This is a genomic window from Pandoraea fibrosis (assembly GCF_000807775.2).
Classification (GTDB): Bacteria; Pseudomonadota; Gammaproteobacteria; order Burkholderiales; family Burkholderiaceae; genus Pandoraea; species Pandoraea fibrosis.
Genome location: NZ_CP047385.1, coordinates 3,066,562 through 3,083,938, shown reverse-complemented (window position 1 = coordinate 3,083,938; position 17,377 = coordinate 3,066,562). Strand labels below are relative to the sequence as shown.

Genomic DNA, 17,377 nt, shown 5'->3' with positions numbered 1-17,377 from the left:
ACACCATCATGAACAACTTCCAACGCAACCTCCTTGCTTCCGCATGCTTGCTTGCCGTCATCACGATGACCGGCTGCGCCAGTTCCGGCTCGGGCGGTACCAGTGGCTCGCTCGGTGACGGTGGTGGCAGTGGCACCAGCGCCGGCACCGGCGGTGGCGGCGGCACGGGCGCTGGCACGGTTCCCGACGGTTCGGGTCCCGGCAGCGACGGCAGCGGGAACGGAAATGGAAACGGGAATGGGAATGGCAACGGCAACGGTAATGGAAACGGCAACGGCAGCCCCGCCGCGACCAACCCGATCGGCACCGTCGCCGGCACGGCCAGCACGGGCGTTGTCACGCAAGTCGGCAAGACGGTCAGCGACGTGGGCACGACGCTCGCCGGCACCCAATTGCCGCTGCTCAGCTCGCAAACCCAAAGCGGTCTGGCCGGCGCGGTCGTCTCCACCGGTAACGCCGTACAGACGCTCGGTAACGGCCTGACCAACGGCTTGGGCAAGCTCGGCTCCGTGAAGGACCCACTCAATCCGACGCTCGCCAGCGTAGGCGGCGTGGTCTCGAACCTCGGTACGGCCGGCACACAACTCGGCAGCGCCGTCGCAGGCCTCGGCCAGATCGGGCCGCTGGGCAACACCCCGATCAACGGTGTCACCACGCTGCTCGGCGGCGTCGTGACCTCGGTGGGCAAGGCAGGCGAAGCGCTCGGTGGCGGGCTGACGCAAACCATCACAAGTGGTCCGGTGCAACAACTCACCTCGTCGCTCTCGTCGGCCATCACGCCGATCACGAACGTCGTGACCAACACCACGCAAACGGTCGGCAACACCACGGGTCTCGGCGCACCGGTCGCGGGTCTGCTCGCGCAGGTTGGCGGTGGTCTGGCAGGGGTTGGCACCAAGATCGGCGGCCAGCTCAACAACCCGATCGCAGCAGATGTGGGCGGTATCGTCGCCGGTGTCGGCAACACGGTCGCCAGCCTCGGCGGTGTCGTTCACGGCACCCCGACGAGCACCAACCCCCTCGCCCCGCTCACCTCGGCCCTCGGTGGCCTCGGCGGCGGCACGGGGACGAGCACCGGCCCGCTCGCGCCCGTCACCAATTTGCTGTCGGGTCTGACCGGCTCGCTCGGCGGTGCTTCGGGCAGCAACCCGCTCGCCCCGGTCACCAACCTCGTCTCCGGTCTGACGGGCGGCCTCGGCGGCGCCACGGGCGGTGCCTCGGGCAGCAACCCGCTTGCCCCGGTCACCAACCTCGTCTCCGGTCTGACGGGCGGCCTCGGCGGCGCCACGGGCGGTGCCTCGGGCAGCAACCCGCTCGCCCCGGTTACCAACCTCGTCGCCGGCTTGACGGGCGGCCTCGGCGGCGCCACAGGCGGTGCCTCGGGCAGCAACCCGCTCGCACCGGTCACCAACCTCGTCTCCGGTCTGACGGGCGGCCTCGGCGGCTCGCTCTCGGTAAGTGCTGGGGCAGGTACGTCGGCTGGCTCGGGCGGTTCCGGCTCGACTTCGGGTGGCGTTCTCGCCCCGGTGACCTCGCTGCTCGGCGCCGTGACGGGGGCTGTCGGTGGTGCAACAGGTGGTTCGGGTAGCAACAACGGCGGCCCGCTCGCACCGGTGACCGGCTTGCTCGGCGGCCTGCTCGGCGCGAAGAAGTAACTCGGCACCCCGGACTCGATAACGTCATCCAGAGGCAGATCGATCATGACCCGCGCGATTCCTCCGCCCGCCTGTGACCGCCGCGATCCGGCCCTCGCTCCGATGCCTACGCATCGGGCCGGAGGGGTCCGGATCCGGCGCACCCCGCATGCCGCCCGGACACAACGGCATCACAGCGAGCGGCCCCGGTTCATCAAGTGGAAGTAACGACATCACCGCGCGACACGTCGCCGGCAAACATTCAGAACGATCAAGGGAGATAGCCATCATGTCCAACGTACTTCAACGCACCCTTCTGGCCTCGGCCGCCATCGGCGTCATCGCCCTCACCGGCTGCTCCAGCGGCGGTGGCGGCAGCGGCGCCCCCGCAGCCAGCACCACGGGCGCACCGAATGCCATCGGCACCTCGGCCAGCGGCGCAGGCGGGGTCGTGAGCTCCGCCGGCAACGTCGTCAGCGCGCTGGGCGATCAGGTCTCCAGCACCCAATTGCCGCTCGTCTCCACGCAAGCCTCGCAAGGCTTCGGCGGCGCCCTCTCGAATACCGGCAAGGCCGTGACCGACCTGGGTACCGGTGTCAGCGACGGCCTTGGCAAAACCGGCACCTCGGCAGACTCGGTAGGTATCACGCTCGCGAGCACCGGCAACGTCGTGACCGATCTGGGGCAGGCAGGGGTATCGCTGGGTAGTGGCGTTGCCGGCATCGGCAAGAGCGGCCCCCTCGCCGGCACGCCGGTCGACACGCTCACCGGTGCTCTCGGCAATGTGGTCGCTACGGTCGGCCAGGGCGGCATCGCCGGCGGGTCAATCCTGAAGCAAGCCTTCTCGGGCGGCCCGGTCACACAGGTCACGTCGACCCTCTCGGCAGCCGTCAATCCGATCACCAATGTGCTCTCGGACACCACGCGCACAGTCGGCGCCACCACGGGCCTCGGCGGTCCGGTGCAGAACCTGCTGACGGTACTTGGCGGCACGGTCAGCACCGTCGGCTCGACGATCAAGGGCGCGTCGCCGAATCCGGTCGTCGGTGCACTGGGCAACACGGTGATCGCCACCGGCAACACGGTCTCGGGTCTCGGCGGCTTCGTGAACGGCCAGACGTCGACCGGCTCGTCGAATCCGTTCGGCTCGCTGCTCGGCAATCTCGGCACGACGACCGCCGGCGGTGGCGGTAGTGCGTCGAACCCGCTTGGCTCCGTCACGGGCCTGCTTGGCGGACTCGGTGGCTCGGGTGGCAGCAGCCCGCTGGCGCCGGTCACGGGTCTGCTCGGTGGCCTGACGGGGGGAAGTGGCTCGTCGGGTAGCGGCAGCAGCCCGCTGGCCCCCGTCACGAACCTGCTCTCGGGGGTAACGAGCGCCGCAGGTGGCAGCTCGGGTAGCGCTACCGGTGGTCTCGGCTCGCTGCTCGCACCGGTGACCGGTTTGCTCGGCAGCGTGGCGAGCGTCGGCAAGTAATCGCCAGCCCAACGTTGCATCGCGCATTGTGCGCATGCATCACATGTTGAACCGATAAGGAGATGCCATGGCCCGCTTCATATCCGACACCGGCGTTCTGATGCGCGGTCATGGCGAATCCGCCCCGCAAATTTCCGAACCCGTGGCAATGCGCGAGACCGGCAACGGCTTCACAAATGGCCACAGTCATAACACCTACGGCACCGAGTCGGGTGCCGCCTCCGGGGCGACGTCGACTGCCTCCCCGCTCAACGGAACGCACGGCACCATGAGCGACCGACACACGAACCGTAACGAACTCGTCGCCGGCATCGTCCGCTCGCTCGGACGCCGGCTCGCCGTGTACACCGCGCTCTATCACTCGGCACTTGCCGAGCAGCTCGGCCTGAATGTCACCGACCTGAACGCCCTCGATCTGATTCTCGAACTGGAATCGATCACTGCGGGTCAGCTTGCCGAACTCATGGGTGTGAGCTCGGGCGGTATCACCACGGTCATCGACCGGCTCGAGCGTGCGGGCTTTGTCGAGCGCGAGAAGAACCCGCACGACCGCCGCATGGTGATGATTCACCCCATCGAAGAACGCTGTGCGCAGATCGAGCAATTCCTGTCGTCGGTCTCGCGTGAGCTCACAGCGGTCAGCGCCGCTTACGACCACAGCGAACTCGCCGCGATTCACGATTTCCTGGTGCAGAGCATTCGCACCCTGAAGAGCGAAACCTTCCGTCTTCGTTTCGAGGCCGATCAGGATATCGCCGGTCTGGTCTCGAACAACCGCGGTGCGTCGACCAAGGTCTGAGCGCACGCGCGACGGCCTCACGAGGAGAAACGTCATGTCGAAGATTCTGCACCCTACGTTGCTGGCTGCCATGGTGGCGGGCATCGTCGGTGTTACCGGCTGCTCCAGTTCGGGAGGCGGCAGTGGGGCCACAGCCAACACGCCCACCAACCCCACGAACCCGAACTCACCGACCGATCCGACCAACCCGACGAATCCGGCCACGACCAGCAACGGCGTAGTCAGCTCGGTCGGCTCGGTGGTGAGCGCCGTCGGCAATCAGGTTTCCGGCACGACGATTCCCGGGGTATCGCCGCAAGCCACGCAAGGCTTTGGTGGCGCACTCACGCAAACCGGTAACGCCGTCACGGATCTGGGGACGGGAGTTGGCAACGGCCTCGGCCAACTCGGCAAATCCGGCACCGACCCGGTCGGCACCACGCTCTCGAGCACCGGTGGTGTCGTGTCGGATCTCGGCAAAGCGGGGATCTCGCTGGGTAGTGGCATCGCCGGCATCGGCAAGAGCGGGCCGCTCGCCAACACGCCGGTCGATACACTCACCGGCGTGCTGGGCAACGTCGTCGCGACAGTCGGTCAGGGCGGCGTGCAAGGCGGCGCGGCGCTCACCCAGGCACTGACCAGCGCCCCTGTCGTGCAAGCGACAACGGCGCTCTCCTCGGCGATCTCTCCGATCACGAACACGGTCGTCACGACCACGCAGACGGTCGGCAACACGACCGGTCTCGGTGCGCCGGTTGCGGGCTTGCTCGGTACGTTGGGCGGTGCATTGAATTCGGCGAGTGCGCAGGTCAAGGGCGCAGCACCGAACGCCGTCGTTGCCAGCCTCGGCAATCCGCTGGCTGCGCTGGGTAACACCGTAACGAGTGCAGGTGGCTTGCTCTCCGGCAGCACCAGCACGGCGAATCCAAACGCGTTGGGCAATGTGCTTGCCAACGTCGGCAACACGACCGTGACACCGACCACAGGGGGCGGCAGCAATCCGTTAGGCGCCGTGACCGGTTTGCTCGGCGGACTGTCCGGGGGAACAGGCTCGACGGGCAGCAATCCGCTGGGCGCAGTCACTGGTCTGCTGGGTGGGGCGACGAACCCCACAGGGGGTGGCGGCAGCGGCGGTGCAGGCAACGCATTGGCGCCCGTCACGACCCTGCTGAGTACCGTCACCTCACCTTTGACGACGCTGGCCAGTTCCGGCACTGGTGGCGCAGGAGGCGCAGGTGGCCTGCTCGCACCTGTTACCGGGTTACTGGGTGGCCTGGGCGGGCTCGGCAAGTAAGGCGAGGCGGCGCCGGTCAGGCATCGAGGGACACAAGAGAATCGCGAGAGGGGGAACGTCGACGGAGGGCAGGCTCCAACGACGACGGCGAACCCGGACAGTGAAGCGACACTGCCCGGGCTTTGCCGTGTGCACTTGCTGGAGCACGTCTAACGACACCGTTCGATGCCGGACACCACGCAGCGAGACACCGCTCAAGCAAAAAAGACCCGGACTTCATCTCGTCCGGGTCTTTTTATTTTGCAATTGGGCAGACGCGTGTCGCGCCGAAACCATTACGTCACGCTCATTGCTCGCGAATCCAGGTCTGCGTGCGACCGATCAATGAAATGCCGATGAAGCCGCGCACATCGAGCTTCTTGCCGCCGTCGACCACCGTCATCTTGCAGTTGTATTCCTTGCCGTTTTCCGGATCGAGGATCTTGCCGCCACCGTAAGTGTCGCCATCCTTGCGCACGCCGCGAATGATCTGCATACCGAGCATCTTCTGCCCCTTGCGGGCGTCCGTGCAGGCCGTGCATACGCGCTCGGGATCATCGCTCTCGCCCAGTCCCTTGGTGATGGTGCCGACGTATTCGCCGTCCTTTTCGGAGATCGTGACGAGTGCCTTCGGCTTGCCGGTGTTGTCGTCGATGGTCTTCCAAACGCCGACCGGCGACGTGTCGTCGGCTGCCATTGCGGCCTTGGCCACACCACCCAACAGCGCTACTGCGACGAGCGCGTGAGCACCCAGACGTCGCCACGACGTCGCGTTAGAAATCTGCTTCATGGTTGTCATCCTCCCGGATACGGAATTGATTGTCGTTGGACTCGCGATAGCCACCGCTTACCGCGCGTTTGCGCCCGATGGCATGCGTGAGTCGCTTTGAAGATTACGCCAAAGGCGTGGCGCCGTGCTGAGGAAGTCCTCTAGCCGAAAAGCGCCCTGCTCCTCTGACGAATACCGACAATTCCGTCGGGTGACGGCACAACTGTCGACGTTACTGCTCCCGTATCCAGGTCTGCGTGCGGCCCAACAGCGAGATGCCAAAGTAGCCGCGTACTTCGAGCTTGCGGCCGCCGTCGACGACGCGCACCTTGCAGCCGTACTCGCTGCCGCTGTCCGGATCAAGAATTCTCCCGCCGACGTATTCGTCGCTGTCCGGGTCTTTGCGCAAGCCACGCATGATCTGCAATCCCTGGAGCTTCTTGCCCTTGCGCCAGTCGGTGCAGTCGTTGCAGCGACGCTCGAGCGCGTCGCTTCTGCCGAGACTCTTGGTTAGCGCGCCCACGTATTCACCCTCCTTCTCCGTGATGGTGATGAGCGCCTTCGGATCGCCGGTTTCATCGACGATTCGCCATACACCGACCGGCGTCGGCAAATCGGTGGCCGCCATCGCGAAGAGCGTGTTGCCCAACAACGCAATCGCCACGCACAGGCGTCGCCACAACACCAGATTCAAAATCGCTTTCAAGATGACCTACGTCCCCGATACAGAAATGAAATTGACGACTACAGGGGCGGCAAGGCAATCGCCGTCAGACGCCATTGCACGAGATTACGGCGCGTGAGCGTGAACGTCACGACGCGCTCCGGACGGTCACTACGCGAGACATGCACGAGGAAGTGACTGAAGTCCTGAAATTCGGTGCGCGTGATGGTGCGCGGCGGTGCCGACGATCCATTGGCAGTATCCGGGGCTGACGACTCGCTGCCGCCCGACGGGGCGGCTGGCGCTGCTGGCGGGCTGCTCTCGCCTTGCGGCGACGGCGCAGGCTGCGGCACGGCATCGCGCGGGGCCGGCGCCCCCGGCGCGGGTGGCAGCCCGGTGCTGTCGCCACGCAACATGGCGGCCACCGCTTCGGGCGTCAGCAGCGCTTCGACCACGCGATCCGACACCCAACCGCCAAGTGCGAGAGCCAGCGCCCCAAACGCGTTGCCGCGCTGTTTGTCCATCTGACGCGCGAGTTCGTCGTGCAAACTTGTCTTGAGGCTCTCCCGAACGGCCGGATAGTCCACATACGACGACAGCGCGGTCGCGTCGCGGGCATTCGCGGCGTCGCGTGCGCGCCACAATGTGTAATACGGCGTGCCGAAGAGCAACCCCAACACGACAACCAGCGCCCCAAGGGAAATGCCGGCGATTGACAACTTACGCATCGCAAAACTCCGTCGATCAAACAGCGCATGGTAGGCGACGTATGGCAACCCCACCTGCGGGCTTACATTGCTTTACAAATCATTACAGCAGGCAGGCTCGCGCCCTCTTACTCTCAAAGCGTAGCCGCAAGACCGTGACACCCTTTGGCGCATGCCGTTCCGGCAAGCGATACCGGTGTGCGGCACACGGCAGTTCAACCGACAAGGAGGTGGCAACATGCGTCACACCCGACTTGTCCGGATGATGTGCTTCGTCATGCTGGCCGGCGCCGCACTCGGTGCATCGGCCAGATCGTCGTCGGGCGACCGCTTTTTCCAGGGCTGGTTCGCACAAGCTGCCGATCGCCCGACCGGGCACGGTGACAACCATGGTGGCGCACGCCCCGGACCGTCACGAACGCCACAGCCCCAGGAAGTGCGTCCGCAGGGGGACTTGCGTGGCGATATTTACAACCATCTGCGCGAGCAGCGGCAGCCGCAGCCGCCCTCTGCACCATCGTCGCCCGCTTCCGACCCGCGACAACGTCAGCGTGATCGTAACGGACGCTGAGCCTGCGCGCCCGGCACGACAGGACAATTCAGGCATATCCACCGGGGCCTGAGATCGGACAGCCCGCAAGCGCCGTCGAGGGGCGTAGTGCGTCCAGATGAACAGCGATCAGACGATCGAGCTCACGTCAGCGAGGTATCCACCACGCGACGCGGCGCTTCGAGATATTCCAGCGACTGCATCTCCACAAGACGCGACACCGTGCGCGTGAATTCGCTGGCGAGCGTGCCTTCGGTGTACAGCTCCTCGGCCGGCACTTCAGCCGACATCAGCAACTTGACCTTGTGATCGTAGAAGACGTCGACCAGCCACGTGAAGCGGCGCGCTTCAGAGGCCATGCGCGGCGCCATCTTCGGCACGTCCGACAGCACGACCGTGTGGAAGCGATTGGCCAGTTCGAGATAGTCGTTCTGCGAACGCGGGCCGCCGCACAGCGTATGGAAGTCGAACCACACCACCCCGCCCGCGCGGCGCAGTGCTTTGAGCTCACGCTGCTCGATATGCAGCAGCGGGCTTTCGTCCGGCACCCCGGCGATCTCGGCAAACGCCGCGCGCAATGCGCGGTTCGCCTCGTTCCCGAGGGGATAGTGATACACCTGCACTTGCGCCAGCGTGCGACGGCGATAGTCCACGCCCGCGTCGACGTTCAGCACGTCGAGCTTCTCTTCGAGCAGACGGATCGCGGGCAGCACACGATCGCGATGCAGGCCGTCCGGGTACAGCGTGTCGGGGCGGTAGTTCGACGTCATCACGAACTGCACCCCATTCTTGAACAACTCTGCGAGCAGGCGGTGCAGGATCATGGCGTCGGCCACGTCCGAGACGTGAAACTCGTCGAAGCAGATCAGGCGATATCGCTTGGCGATGCGCTTGGCCAGTTCGTCCAGCGGATCGGGCAACCCCTTGAGCGCCTGCAACTGGTGGTGCACCTCACGCATGAACTCGTGGAAGTGCAGACGCGTTTTTCGCTGCAACGGCACCACCGAGTAGAAGCTGTCCATCAGGAAGCTCTTGCCGCGCCCCACACCGCCCCAGAGATAGACGCCCTTGGGCAAGTCGGGATGCACGAGCCACTTCTTGAGCGTGTTCGAGCGCCTGGCTTTGTAGGCCGCCCATTCGTCATAGCACTGTTGCAAACGCTCGACAGCGCGCTCCTGCGCTTCATCGGGCTGGTAGCCGCGCGCGGCCAATTCTTGTTGGTAATATTCGCGAACGTTCATGCAGAGCGGCGACGGGCCGGGGGGCAGAGGGGATCAAGAAAAAACAAAGGCGAGTCACCTCGCCTTTGTTCATACACGTCAGCGTAAAGCGACTTACTTGTTCAGCGCGCGCTTCTCGACGTCGAGAGCGGCTTCACGCATCACTTCCGACAGCGACGGGTGCGGGTGGCAGATACGGCCGATGTCTTCCGACGCGGCCTTGAACTCCATCGCCACCACGGCTTCGGCGATCAGATCCGAAGCATTCAGACCGATCACGTGCACGCCGAGGATTTCGTCGGTCTTGGCGTCGGCCAGCACCTTCACGAAACCGTCCGACGAGCCCATGCCCAGTGCGCGGCCGTTGGCCGCGAACGGGAACTGGCCCGGCTTGAACTCACGGCCTTCGGCCTTCAACTGCTGCTCGGTCTTGCCGACCCAGGCGATTTCCGGCGAGGTGTAGATCACCCACGGAATGCAGTTGTAATCGATGTGCGGCTTCTGGCCGGCGATGACTTCGGCGACCAGCACGCCTTCGTCTTCGGCCTTGTGCGCGAGCATCGGGCCACGTACCACGTCACCGATCGCATACACGTTCGGCAGCTTGGTACGGCAGTGGTCATCCACCGGAATGAAGCCGCGCTCGTCGGTCGCCAGACCGATCTTGTCCAGGCCCAGATTTTCCGTGTTCGGCACACGGCCAACCGACACGATCAGACGGTCGACTTCCAGCGTCTTGGCGTTGCCTTCCTTGTCGGTGTAGCTGACGGTCACGCTGTTCTTGCCGGTCTTCACTTCGCTGACCTTCGCGCCAACGGTGATGTCCAGACCTTGCTTCTTGAACTGCTTCGCGGCTTCCTTGGCAACGCCGGCGTCGGCGGCTGCGAGGAAGTCCGGCAAGGCTTCGAGCACGGTCACTTCGGCACCCAGACGACGCCACACCGACCCCAGTTCCAGACCGATCACGCCAGCGCCGATCACGCCCAGCTTCTTCGGCACGGTGTCGAACGAGAGCGCACCTTCGTTATCCGAGATGAGCTTGTTGTCGACCGCCATGCCCGGCAGATGACGCGCCTTCGAACCCGTGGCAATGATGAGGTTCTTGGCGATGACCGACTCGGCCGGGTCGCTCGCCACATCGATCTGATAGCCGGCATCGCTCTTGCCGACGATCTTGCCGTGCCCCTTGAGCCACGTGATCTTGTTCTTCTTGAACAGGTACTCGATACCGCCCGTCATCTTGTCGACGATGCCTTGCTTGCGCGTGAGCATCTTCTCGATGTCGATCTTGACATCCGACGTGGTGATACCGTGCTCGGCCAGGTGATGACCGACCTTTTCGAACTCTTCCGACGAGGCCAGCAGTGCCTTCGACGGGATGCAACCGACGTTCAGGCAGGTACCGCCCAGCACCATCTTGCCGGCCGGGTTGGTCCACTTTTCGACGCAAGCGACCGAGAAACCAAGTTGTGCGGCGCGGATAGCGGCGATATAACCGCCAGGGCCGGCGCCGATAACGACGACATCAAATTCTTTATTTGCCATTTTGAGACTCAGTGAAGGTTGACGGCAGGGGGAGGCGCGGTGCGCCGGCCACTTGCATGGCCGGGCAACACCGCGCAATGCGCGCTAACGCTTACAGGTCGAGCAGCAGGCGAGCCGGATCTTCCAGCGCTTCCTTCATTGCGACGAGGCTCAGCACGGCTTCGCGGCCGTCGATGATGCGGTGGTCATAGCTCATGGCCAGGTAGTTCATCGGGCGGATCACGATCTCGCCGTTCTCCACCACAGCGCGGTCCTTCGTGGCGTGCACGCCCAGAATGGCCGATTGCGGCGGGTTGATGATCGGGGTCGACAGCATCGAGCCGAACACACCACCGTTCGAGATCGAGAACGTGCCGCCGGTCATTTCTTCGATCGACAGCTTGCCGTCGGCAGCCTTCTTGCCGTATTCGGCAATCTTTTTCTCGATGTCGGCCAGGCTCATCTGGTCGGCGTTACGCAGAATCGGCACCACCAGACCACGCGGCGAACCGACAGCGATACCGATGTCGAAGTAGCCGTGGTAGACGATGTCGTTACCGTCGATCGAGGCGTTCACGGCCGGGTACTTCTTGAGCGCGTGCACAGCGGCCTTGACGAAGAACGACATGAAACCCAGCTTCACGCCGTGTTCCTTCTCGAACTTGTCCTTGTACTTGTTGCGCAGATCCATCACCGGCTTCATGTTGACCTCGTTGAACGTGGTCAGAATGGCGTTGGTCTGTTGCGACTGGAGCAGACGCTCGGCGATGCGGGCGCGCAGGCGCGACATCGGCACGCGTTGTTCCGGACGACCTTCCAGCGACGTGTCGCGGCCCACCGAAGCGGCCACCGACGGCAGCGCGGCACGTTGTGCCGGAGCAGGGATCGACGAGGCAGCAGCGGCCGGCTTGGCACCCGCTGCCAGCGCGTCGCCCTTGGTCACGCGACCATCGCGGCCCGAGCCGGCGACGTCGGTTGCCGAAAGGTTCTTCTCGGCCAGCACCTTGGCGGCGGCCGGGCTGGCGATGCCACCCGAAGCACCACCGGCTGCGGGGGCAGCGGCCGGGGCAGCAGCGGCAGCCGGCGCAGCGGCTTCCGCCGGCTTGGCGGCGACCGGTGCGGCAGCGCCTGCCTTGGCTTCGGTGTCGATCTTGGCAATGATCTGTTCCGACGTCACCGTGTCGCCGGCACCGGCGCTCACTTCGACGATCACGCCAGCGGCAGGCGCCGGCACTTCGAGCACGACCTTGTCGGTCTCGACTTCGATCACGGTTTCATCTTGGGCGATGGCTTCGCCGACTTTCTTCTTCCAGTCGAGCAGCGTGCCTTCGGAAACCGACTCGGAAAACTGGGGGACTTTAACTTCAACAATGGCCATTTCTGGATCCTGGATTCGATAAACGTTCAATTCGGAAATACGGCAGCGGCCGTCCCTGGGGGAGGACGACCGCTGTAAGACCTAACCGGTTACTGCACCACGGTCGCGCCCTTGAGGCGACCGAAAGCCGTATCGAGCAACTGCTTGAGCTGTTCGTAATGCTTGGCGTAGTAGCCCACGGCAGGCGAGGCCGAGGCCGCGCGACCCGCGTAAGCCAACTTCTGACCGGCGCTCATGCTTTCGATCAGGTGGTGTTCGATGTAGAACCACGGACCCTGGTTTTGCGGCTCGTCCTGGGCCCACACCACTTCGGCGAGGTTTTCGTACTTCTTCAACTCGTTCTCGAACGCCTTGTGCGGGAACGGATAGAGCTGTTCCACGCGGATGATCGCAACGTCGTTCAACTTCTCTTCGCGACGGCGGGCGATCAGGTCGTAGTACAGGCGGCCCGAGCAGGCGACGACGCGCTTGACCTTCTTGGCGTCGATCGACGCATCGGTTTCGCCGATGATCGTCTGGAAACCGCCCTTCGCGAGTTCCGACAGATCGCTCACAGCTTCCTTGTGGCGCAGCAGCGACTTCGGCGTGAACACGATCAGCGGCTTGCGCAGCTGGCGGATCATCTGACGACGCAGCAGGTGGAAGATCTGAGCCGGCGTGGTCGGCTGGACCACTTGCATGTTCGTATCGGCGCACAGTTGCAGGTAGCGCTCGATACGTGCCGACGAGTGCTCCGGACCCTGGCCTTCGTAGCCATGCGGCAGCAGCATCGTCAGGCCCGACACGCGGCCCCACTTCACTTCACCGCTCGAGATGAACTGGTCGATCACGACCTGCGCACCGTTGGCGAAGTCACCGAACTGGCCTTCCCACAACACCATCGTGTTCGGTTCGGCGGTCGAGTAACCGTACTCGAAGCCCAGCACGGCTTCTTCGGACAGCACCGAGTCGATCACCGTGAAGTTGGCCTGACCGTCGGCCACGTGTTGCAGCGGCACGTAGGTACCGTCGTTCCAACGTTCGCGGTTCTGATCGTGCAGCACCGAGTGGCGGTGCGTGAACGTGCCGCGGCCCGAATCCTGACCGGTCAGGCGCACAGCGAAGCCCGACGAGACCAGCGATGCGAACGCCAGGTGCTCACCCATACCCCAGTCGAGCGGCTGCTCGCCCTCGCCCATCTTGCGACGGTCGTTGATGACCTTCTCGACGAGCGGGTGAACCTTGAAGTTCGCCGGAATCGTGGTGATGCGCTCAGCCAGACGCTTGAGTTCGTTCAGCGGCACCGCCGTATCGCCGGCGTCGGTCCACTTCTTGTTCAGGAACGGCACCCAGTCGACGGCGTACTTGCTCTTGTAGTTCGAGAGCACCGGATCGACGGTGTGATGGCCGTCGTCCATGGCCTTGCGGTAGGCGGCGACGAAGCCCGCACCTTCTTCGGCCGTGATCACGCCTTGCGTGACCAGCTTTTCGACGTACAGCGCGCGCGTGCCCGGGTGTTGGGCAATCTTCTTGTACATCAGCGGCTGCGTGACAGCCGGCGTGTCTTGTTCGTTGTGGCCCAGTTTGCGGTAGCAAACGATATCCACGACGGCGTCCTTCTTGAATTCCTGACGGAATTCGAGGGCCAGTTGCATGGCCAGCACGACCGCTTCCGGATCGTCGCCGTTCACGTGCAGCACCGGCGCTTCGATCATCTTGACCACGTCCGAGCAATACGTCGTCGAACGGGCATCGCGCGGGTCCGACGTGGTGAAGCCGATCTGGTTGTTGATGACGATGTGCACCGTGCCGTGCGTGCCGTAACCACGCGTTTGCGCGAGGTTCAGCGTTTCCATCACGACACCCTGACCCGCGAACGCGGCGTCGCCGTGAACTTGCACCGGCAACACGCTGGCTGCATCGGCTTCGCCGCGGCGATCCATACGCGCCTTGGCCGAACCTTCGACCACCGGGTTCACGATTTCCAAGTGCGACGGGTTGAACGCCAGCGACAGGTGGACCGGACCACCGCTCGTCGAGACGTCGCTCGAGAAGCCCTTGTGGTACTTCACGTCACCGGCCGGCAGGTCGTCCACGTGCTTGCCTTCGAATTCGGCAAACAGGTCCGCCGGCATCTTGCCGAGGGTATTGACCAGCACGTTCAGACGGCCACGGTGGGCCATGCCGATCACGATTTCCTGCACGCCCTTGGCACCGGCGTGGTGGACGAGTTCGTCCATCGCCACGATGAAAGATTCGCCGCCTTCGAGCGAGAAGCGCTTCTGGCCGACGAACTTGGTGTGCAGGTAACGCTCGAGGCCTTCAGCGGCCGTCAGGCGTTCGAGGATGTGCTTCTTCTTTTCAGCGGTGAAGTTGGGCGTTGCACGCACCTTCTCCAGACGCTCTTGCCACCAGCGCTTTTGCACCGGATCGCTGATGTACATGTATTCGGCGCCGATCGAGCCGCAGTACGTATCGCGAAGCGCCTTGAGCAAGTCGCGCAGGCTGGCCTGTTCGAAACCGAAGTACGTGTTCTCTGCCGAGTACACGCTGTCCATGTCGGCTTCGGTCAGGTCGTAGAACGCGGGTTCCAGTTCGGGAATTGCCGGACGTTCCTGACGCTTGAGCGGATCCAGATTGGCCCAGCGTGCGCCGAGGAAGCGGTAGGCGGCAACGAGCGACTGCACGTGAACCTGCTTGCGTGCCACCGCCAGGTCGGACGCACCCGCACGCGACACGAAGGCATTGGCCTTGGCGCGCTGGGCGAACGACTCCACGATCGGGGCGTGAGCCACGTCGTTGGCGTTGGAACCATCAACAGCGGGAACGTTTTGCAGCGCGTCGAAATACTGGCGCCAGTTGTCCGGCACGGAAGCCGGATTATCAAGATACGATTCGTACAGCTCTTCGACGTAGGGGGCATTGCCACCGAAGAGGTACGAGTTCGCTTGGAATTGTTCCATCAAACTCATTTTGCGCTCACCTTTTCTACGAGTGTCTCGAGAAATAGCGGGTTACGAAACCTTCCGCGACACGGCCTGACCGATTAGCGGATTGCGAGAATCAAGTGGTGCTTGGAAGGACCTGATCAATCACGGCGAGGAGCATAGCACGTTTTCCCAGCACCCACCGAGCGGGAAAGCCGTCACACGGGGACTTCCGGCGTGTCCGCCGCATACGTCGCAGATCCCGCGCACCGGACCGTCGAACACCCGTTCGACGCGTGAGCATCGTGCGCACATCCGACCCCGATTACGCATCACCTGCCCTCGATTTGACCGCGAACATGCTGTCATCGCGCGTATTCCAGCCTACGTCCATGACGCCTCCACAGGCCGGCTTCCGGCTCCCGCTATATTCCCATATGGAAATTGGATATATAAAAATTAAATTTTATTATTTTAATTTCTAAAGGCTGGCCGATATGGTGTTGAGTATCCCCTTGCCGGTCCATCGGGGGGTGGCTTGACGGGTCTGACCCGCCTGGGCTTCCGCACGGGTCCGGCCCCTGGAGTCAGGAACGACATGCAAGAGACCACGCCCCTTAATGCCCAGCAGTCCCAGTTGCTCAGTCAATTGGTCGACGGCCTTTCCACCGAGCAGCTCGCCTGGGTGCGAGGGTTTCTTGCGGGCATCAATCACGCGGTGCGACAGGCCGGTGCGCCAGCGCCTGTGGCCACCACTGCCAGCGCCGCCGCCCCGCACCTGACCATTCTCTACGGCTCGCAAACCGGCCACGCACAGGAAGTCGCCGAGCACGCGAAGGCGCGTGCGCTCGACGCGGGCTTCAAGGTCGACCTGTTTGCAATGGGGGATTACAAGGCGTCGCGTCTGAAGAGTGACAAGCTGTTGCTCGTGGCCGTGTCGACTCAGGGCGAAGGCGAACCGCCAGACGACGCCCGCGATTTCTACGATTTCCTGCAGGGTGCGAAGGCGCCCAAACTCGAAGGCACGCGATTCGCCGTGTTCGGGTTGGGGGATTCGAGCTATGAGAAGTTCTGCCAGGCAGGCAAGGACTTCGATGCCCGGCTGGCCGCACTGGGCGCCGAACGCCTCGTCGCCCGCGTTGACACCGATGTCGACTACGACGCCCCCGCCGAGCGCTGGATCGAGGACACCGTCGAAGCCCTCAAGCGAGTTGCCACGCCGGCAGCCCCCGCTGCCCCGGCTACGGCTTCCGTCAAGGGAATCGGGTCGGCCGAAAGCCTGACCCTGGCGGCCCTCGCCAGTGGCACGCCCGCCGCCGCGGCGTCGACGCAATACAGCCGCAAGCGCCCGTTCGACGCCACCGTGATCGAGAACATCACGCTGTCCGGTCGGGGGTCGTCGAAGGAAGTGCATCACATCGAGTTGTCGCTCGAAGGCGCGGGCCTTACCTACGAACCGGGCGACGCGCTGGGTGTCGTCGTGAAAAACGACGACGTGCTGGTCGACGAGCTCATCGACACCCTTGCGCTTGACCCGCAAGCCACTACGACCACACAGGACAGCACGCTCTCCTTGCGCGAGGCCTTCCTGCGCGCCTACGACATCACCACCTTATCCCGTGCGTTTCTGGAAAAGTACGCGGCGCTCACCGCGTCTACCGAACTCAAGGCACTGCTCGCTGCCGGTAACGAGACGGCGTTGCGCGACTATCTCTATGGGCGCGACGTCCTCGACGTGGTGCGTCAGTTCCCGGCCCGCAAGGTGAAGGCCGCGGAGTTCGTCGGCACATTGCGCACGCTACAGCCGCGCCTGTACTCGATTGCTTCGAGTCTTGCCGCCAACCCGGACGCCGTGCACATCACCGTTGGCGCCGTGCGCTACGAGAGTCACGGTCGTGCGCGCCGCGGCGTGGCGTCGACGTACCTGGCCGACACGGCCCGCGAAGGCGAGACGGTGCCGGTCTACATTGAAGCCAACCGCAACTTCAAGTTGCCGTCGGATACCCATGCGCCGGTCATCATGATCGGCCCGGGGACGGGTATCGCGCCGTTCCGGGCGTTTGTCGAGGAGCGTCAGGCACTGGACGCGCCGGGCAAGAACTGGCTTTTCTTCGGCGATCGCCACTTCCGCACCGACTTTCTCTATCAGCGCGAATGGCAGCGTTACGTGAAAGATGGCGCGTTGACCCGCATCGACCTCGCGTTCTCGCGCGACACACACGACAAGGTCTACGTGCAGCACCGCATGCGCGAGCAGGGAAAAGCCCTGTATGAATGGTTGCAGGAAGGCGCACACTTGTACGTCTGCGGCGACGCCGACCAGATGGCGCGCGACGTTCATACGGCGCTCGTCGACATCGTGGCGGAGCACGGCGGGCTGGCGCAGGACGCGGCCGCCGAGTATGTGAAGACGTTACAGCGCGAGAAGCGCTATCAGCGCGACGTCTACTGATCGCGGCACATGCCCCCACAAGATCCGCGCCACGCAGCGCACTTACCG

General features: G+C 64.1%; 13 protein-coding genes. 6 read left to right on the top strand and 7 right to left on the bottom strand.

Going from position 1 to position 17,377, the window contains the following annotated elements; genetic code table 11:
• Positions 1-8 precede the first annotated feature (8 nt).
• The 4 genes from PI93_RS13665 to PI93_RS13650 all read left to right on the top strand — a co-directional run bounded on the left by PI93_RS13665 (position 9) and on the right by PI93_RS13650 (position 5,180).
• Positions 9-1,655 carry a collagen-like triple helix repeat-containing protein gene (locus PI93_RS13665; protein ID WP_039374054.1) on the top strand — a complete coding sequence of 549 codons (1,647 nt, stop codon included), beginning with the start codon at positions 9-11 and terminating at the stop codon, positions 1,653-1,655.
• 268 nt (positions 1,656-1,923) lie between these two features.
• Entirely contained in the window at positions 1,924-3,108 is a 1,185-nt protein-coding gene (locus tag PI93_RS13660) for a collagen-like triple helix repeat-containing protein (protein ID WP_039374055.1), read from the top strand.
• Between the two features lie 67 nt (positions 3,109-3,175).
• On the top strand, positions 3,176-3,907 hold the full coding sequence (locus PI93_RS13655; protein ID WP_052240960.1) for a MarR family winged helix-turn-helix transcriptional regulator: 732 nt from the start codon (positions 3,176-3,178) through the stop codon (positions 3,905-3,907).
• Between the two features lie 34 nt (positions 3,908-3,941).
• Entirely contained in the window at positions 3,942-5,180 is a 1,239-nt protein-coding gene (locus PI93_RS13650; RefSeq protein WP_052240961.1) for a collagen-like triple helix repeat-containing protein, read from the top strand.
• 286 nt (positions 5,181-5,466) lie between these two features.
• Here the strand turns inward: PI93_RS13650 and PI93_RS13645 are convergent, their stop codons facing one another.
• The 3 genes from PI93_RS13645 to PI93_RS13635 all read right to left on the bottom strand — a co-directional run bounded on the left by PI93_RS13645 (position 5,467) and on the right by PI93_RS13635 (position 7,320).
• Positions 5,467-5,949: a DUF2147 domain-containing protein gene (locus tag PI93_RS13645; protein WP_052240962.1), complete on the bottom strand. Its 483-nt coding sequence runs from the start codon at positions 5,947-5,949 to the stop codon at positions 5,467-5,469.
• A gap of 211 nt (positions 5,950-6,160) precedes the next feature.
• Positions 6,161-6,634, bottom strand: a complete 474-nt coding sequence (locus PI93_RS13640; protein WP_052240963.1) for a DUF2147 domain-containing protein — start codon at positions 6,632-6,634, stop codon at positions 6,161-6,163.
• A gap of 38 nt (positions 6,635-6,672) precedes the next feature.
• Entirely contained in the window at positions 6,673-7,320 is a 648-nt protein-coding gene (locus tag PI93_RS13635; protein ID WP_039374057.1) for a DUF2939 domain-containing protein, read from the bottom strand.
• A 217-nt stretch (positions 7,321-7,537) separates the two neighbouring features.
• On the opposite strand from PI93_RS13635, the gene PI93_RS13630 reads away from it, so the two are divergent.
• On the top strand, positions 7,538-7,870 hold the full coding sequence (locus tag PI93_RS13630) for a hypothetical protein (protein WP_144400281.1): 333 nt from the start codon (positions 7,538-7,540) through the stop codon (positions 7,868-7,870).
• A 122-nt stretch (positions 7,871-7,992) separates the two neighbouring features.
• Here PI93_RS13630 and zapE read toward each other — a convergent pair whose 3' ends face one another.
• The 4 genes from zapE to PI93_RS13610 form a co-directional block, all read right to left on the bottom strand.
• A complete protein-coding gene (gene zapE, locus PI93_RS13625; protein WP_039374060.1) occupies positions 7,993-9,090 on the bottom strand; it encodes a cell division protein ZapE in 1,098 nt (365 codons plus the stop codon).
• A gap of 93 nt (positions 9,091-9,183) precedes the next feature.
• Entirely contained in the window at positions 9,184-10,614 is a 1,431-nt protein-coding gene (gene lpdA / locus PI93_RS13620) for a dihydrolipoyl dehydrogenase (protein WP_039374061.1), read from the bottom strand.
• 91 nt (positions 10,615-10,705) lie between these two features.
• Positions 10,706-11,971, bottom strand: a complete 1,266-nt coding sequence (gene odhB / locus PI93_RS13615; protein ID WP_039374063.1) for a 2-oxoglutarate dehydrogenase complex dihydrolipoyllysine-residue succinyltransferase — start codon at positions 11,969-11,971, stop codon at positions 10,706-10,708.
• Between the two features lie 89 nt (positions 11,972-12,060).
• Positions 12,061-14,922 carry a 2-oxoglutarate dehydrogenase E1 component gene (locus tag PI93_RS13610; RefSeq protein ID WP_144400279.1) on the bottom strand — a complete coding sequence of 954 codons (2,862 nt, stop codon included), beginning with the start codon at positions 14,920-14,922 and terminating at the stop codon, positions 12,061-12,063.
• Between the two features lie 553 nt (positions 14,923-15,475).
• Between PI93_RS13610 and PI93_RS13605 the strand changes: the two genes are divergently transcribed.
• Positions 15,476-17,329, top strand: coding sequence for an assimilatory sulfite reductase (NADPH) flavoprotein subunit (locus PI93_RS13605; protein ID WP_039374064.1), 1,854 nt, complete (start codon positions 15,476-15,478; stop codon positions 17,327-17,329).
• Positions 17,330-17,377: the final 48 nt, after the last annotated feature.

Excerpts from the sequence above, each read along its gene's own strand:
- PI93_RS13665 (WP_039374054.1), top strand. The coding sequence starts at position 9 with ATGAACAACTTCCAACGCAACCTCCTTGCTTCCGCATGCTTGCTTGCC.
- PI93_RS13660 (WP_039374055.1), top strand. The coding sequence starts at position 1,924 with ATGTCCAACGTACTTCAACGCACCCTTCTGGCCTCGGCCGCCATCGGC.
- PI93_RS13655 (WP_052240960.1), top strand. The coding sequence starts at position 3,176 with ATGGCCCGCTTCATATCCGACACCGGCGTTCTGATGCGCGGTCATGGC.
- PI93_RS13650 (WP_052240961.1), top strand. The coding sequence starts at position 3,942 with ATGTCGAAGATTCTGCACCCTACGTTGCTGGCTGCCATGGTGGCGGGC.
- PI93_RS13645 (WP_052240962.1), bottom strand. The coding sequence starts at position 5,949 with ATGAAGCAGATTTCTAACGCGACGTCGTGGCGACGTCTGGGTGCTCAC.
- PI93_RS13635 (WP_039374057.1), bottom strand. The coding sequence starts at position 7,320 with ATGCGTAAGTTGTCAATCGCCGGCATTTCCCTTGGGGCGCTGGTTGTC.
- PI93_RS13630 (WP_144400281.1), top strand. The coding sequence starts at position 7,538 with ATGCGTCACACCCGACTTGTCCGGATGATGTGCTTCGTCATGCTGGCC.
- zapE (WP_039374060.1), bottom strand. The coding sequence starts at position 9,090 with ATGAACGTTCGCGAATATTACCAACAAGAATTGGCCGCGCGCGGCTAC.
- lpdA (WP_039374061.1), bottom strand. The coding sequence starts at position 10,614 with ATGGCAAATAAAGAATTTGATGTCGTCGTTATCGGCGCCGGCCCTGGC.
- odhB (WP_039374063.1), bottom strand. The coding sequence starts at position 11,971 with ATGGCCATTGTTGAAGTTAAAGTCCCCCAGTTTTCCGAGTCGGTTTCC.
- PI93_RS13610 (WP_144400279.1), bottom strand. The coding sequence starts at position 14,922 with ATGAGTTTGATGGAACAATTCCAAGCGAACTCGTACCTCTTCGGTGGC.
- PI93_RS13605 (WP_039374064.1), top strand. The coding sequence starts at position 15,476 with ATGCAAGAGACCACGCCCCTTAATGCCCAGCAGTCCCAGTTGCTCAGT.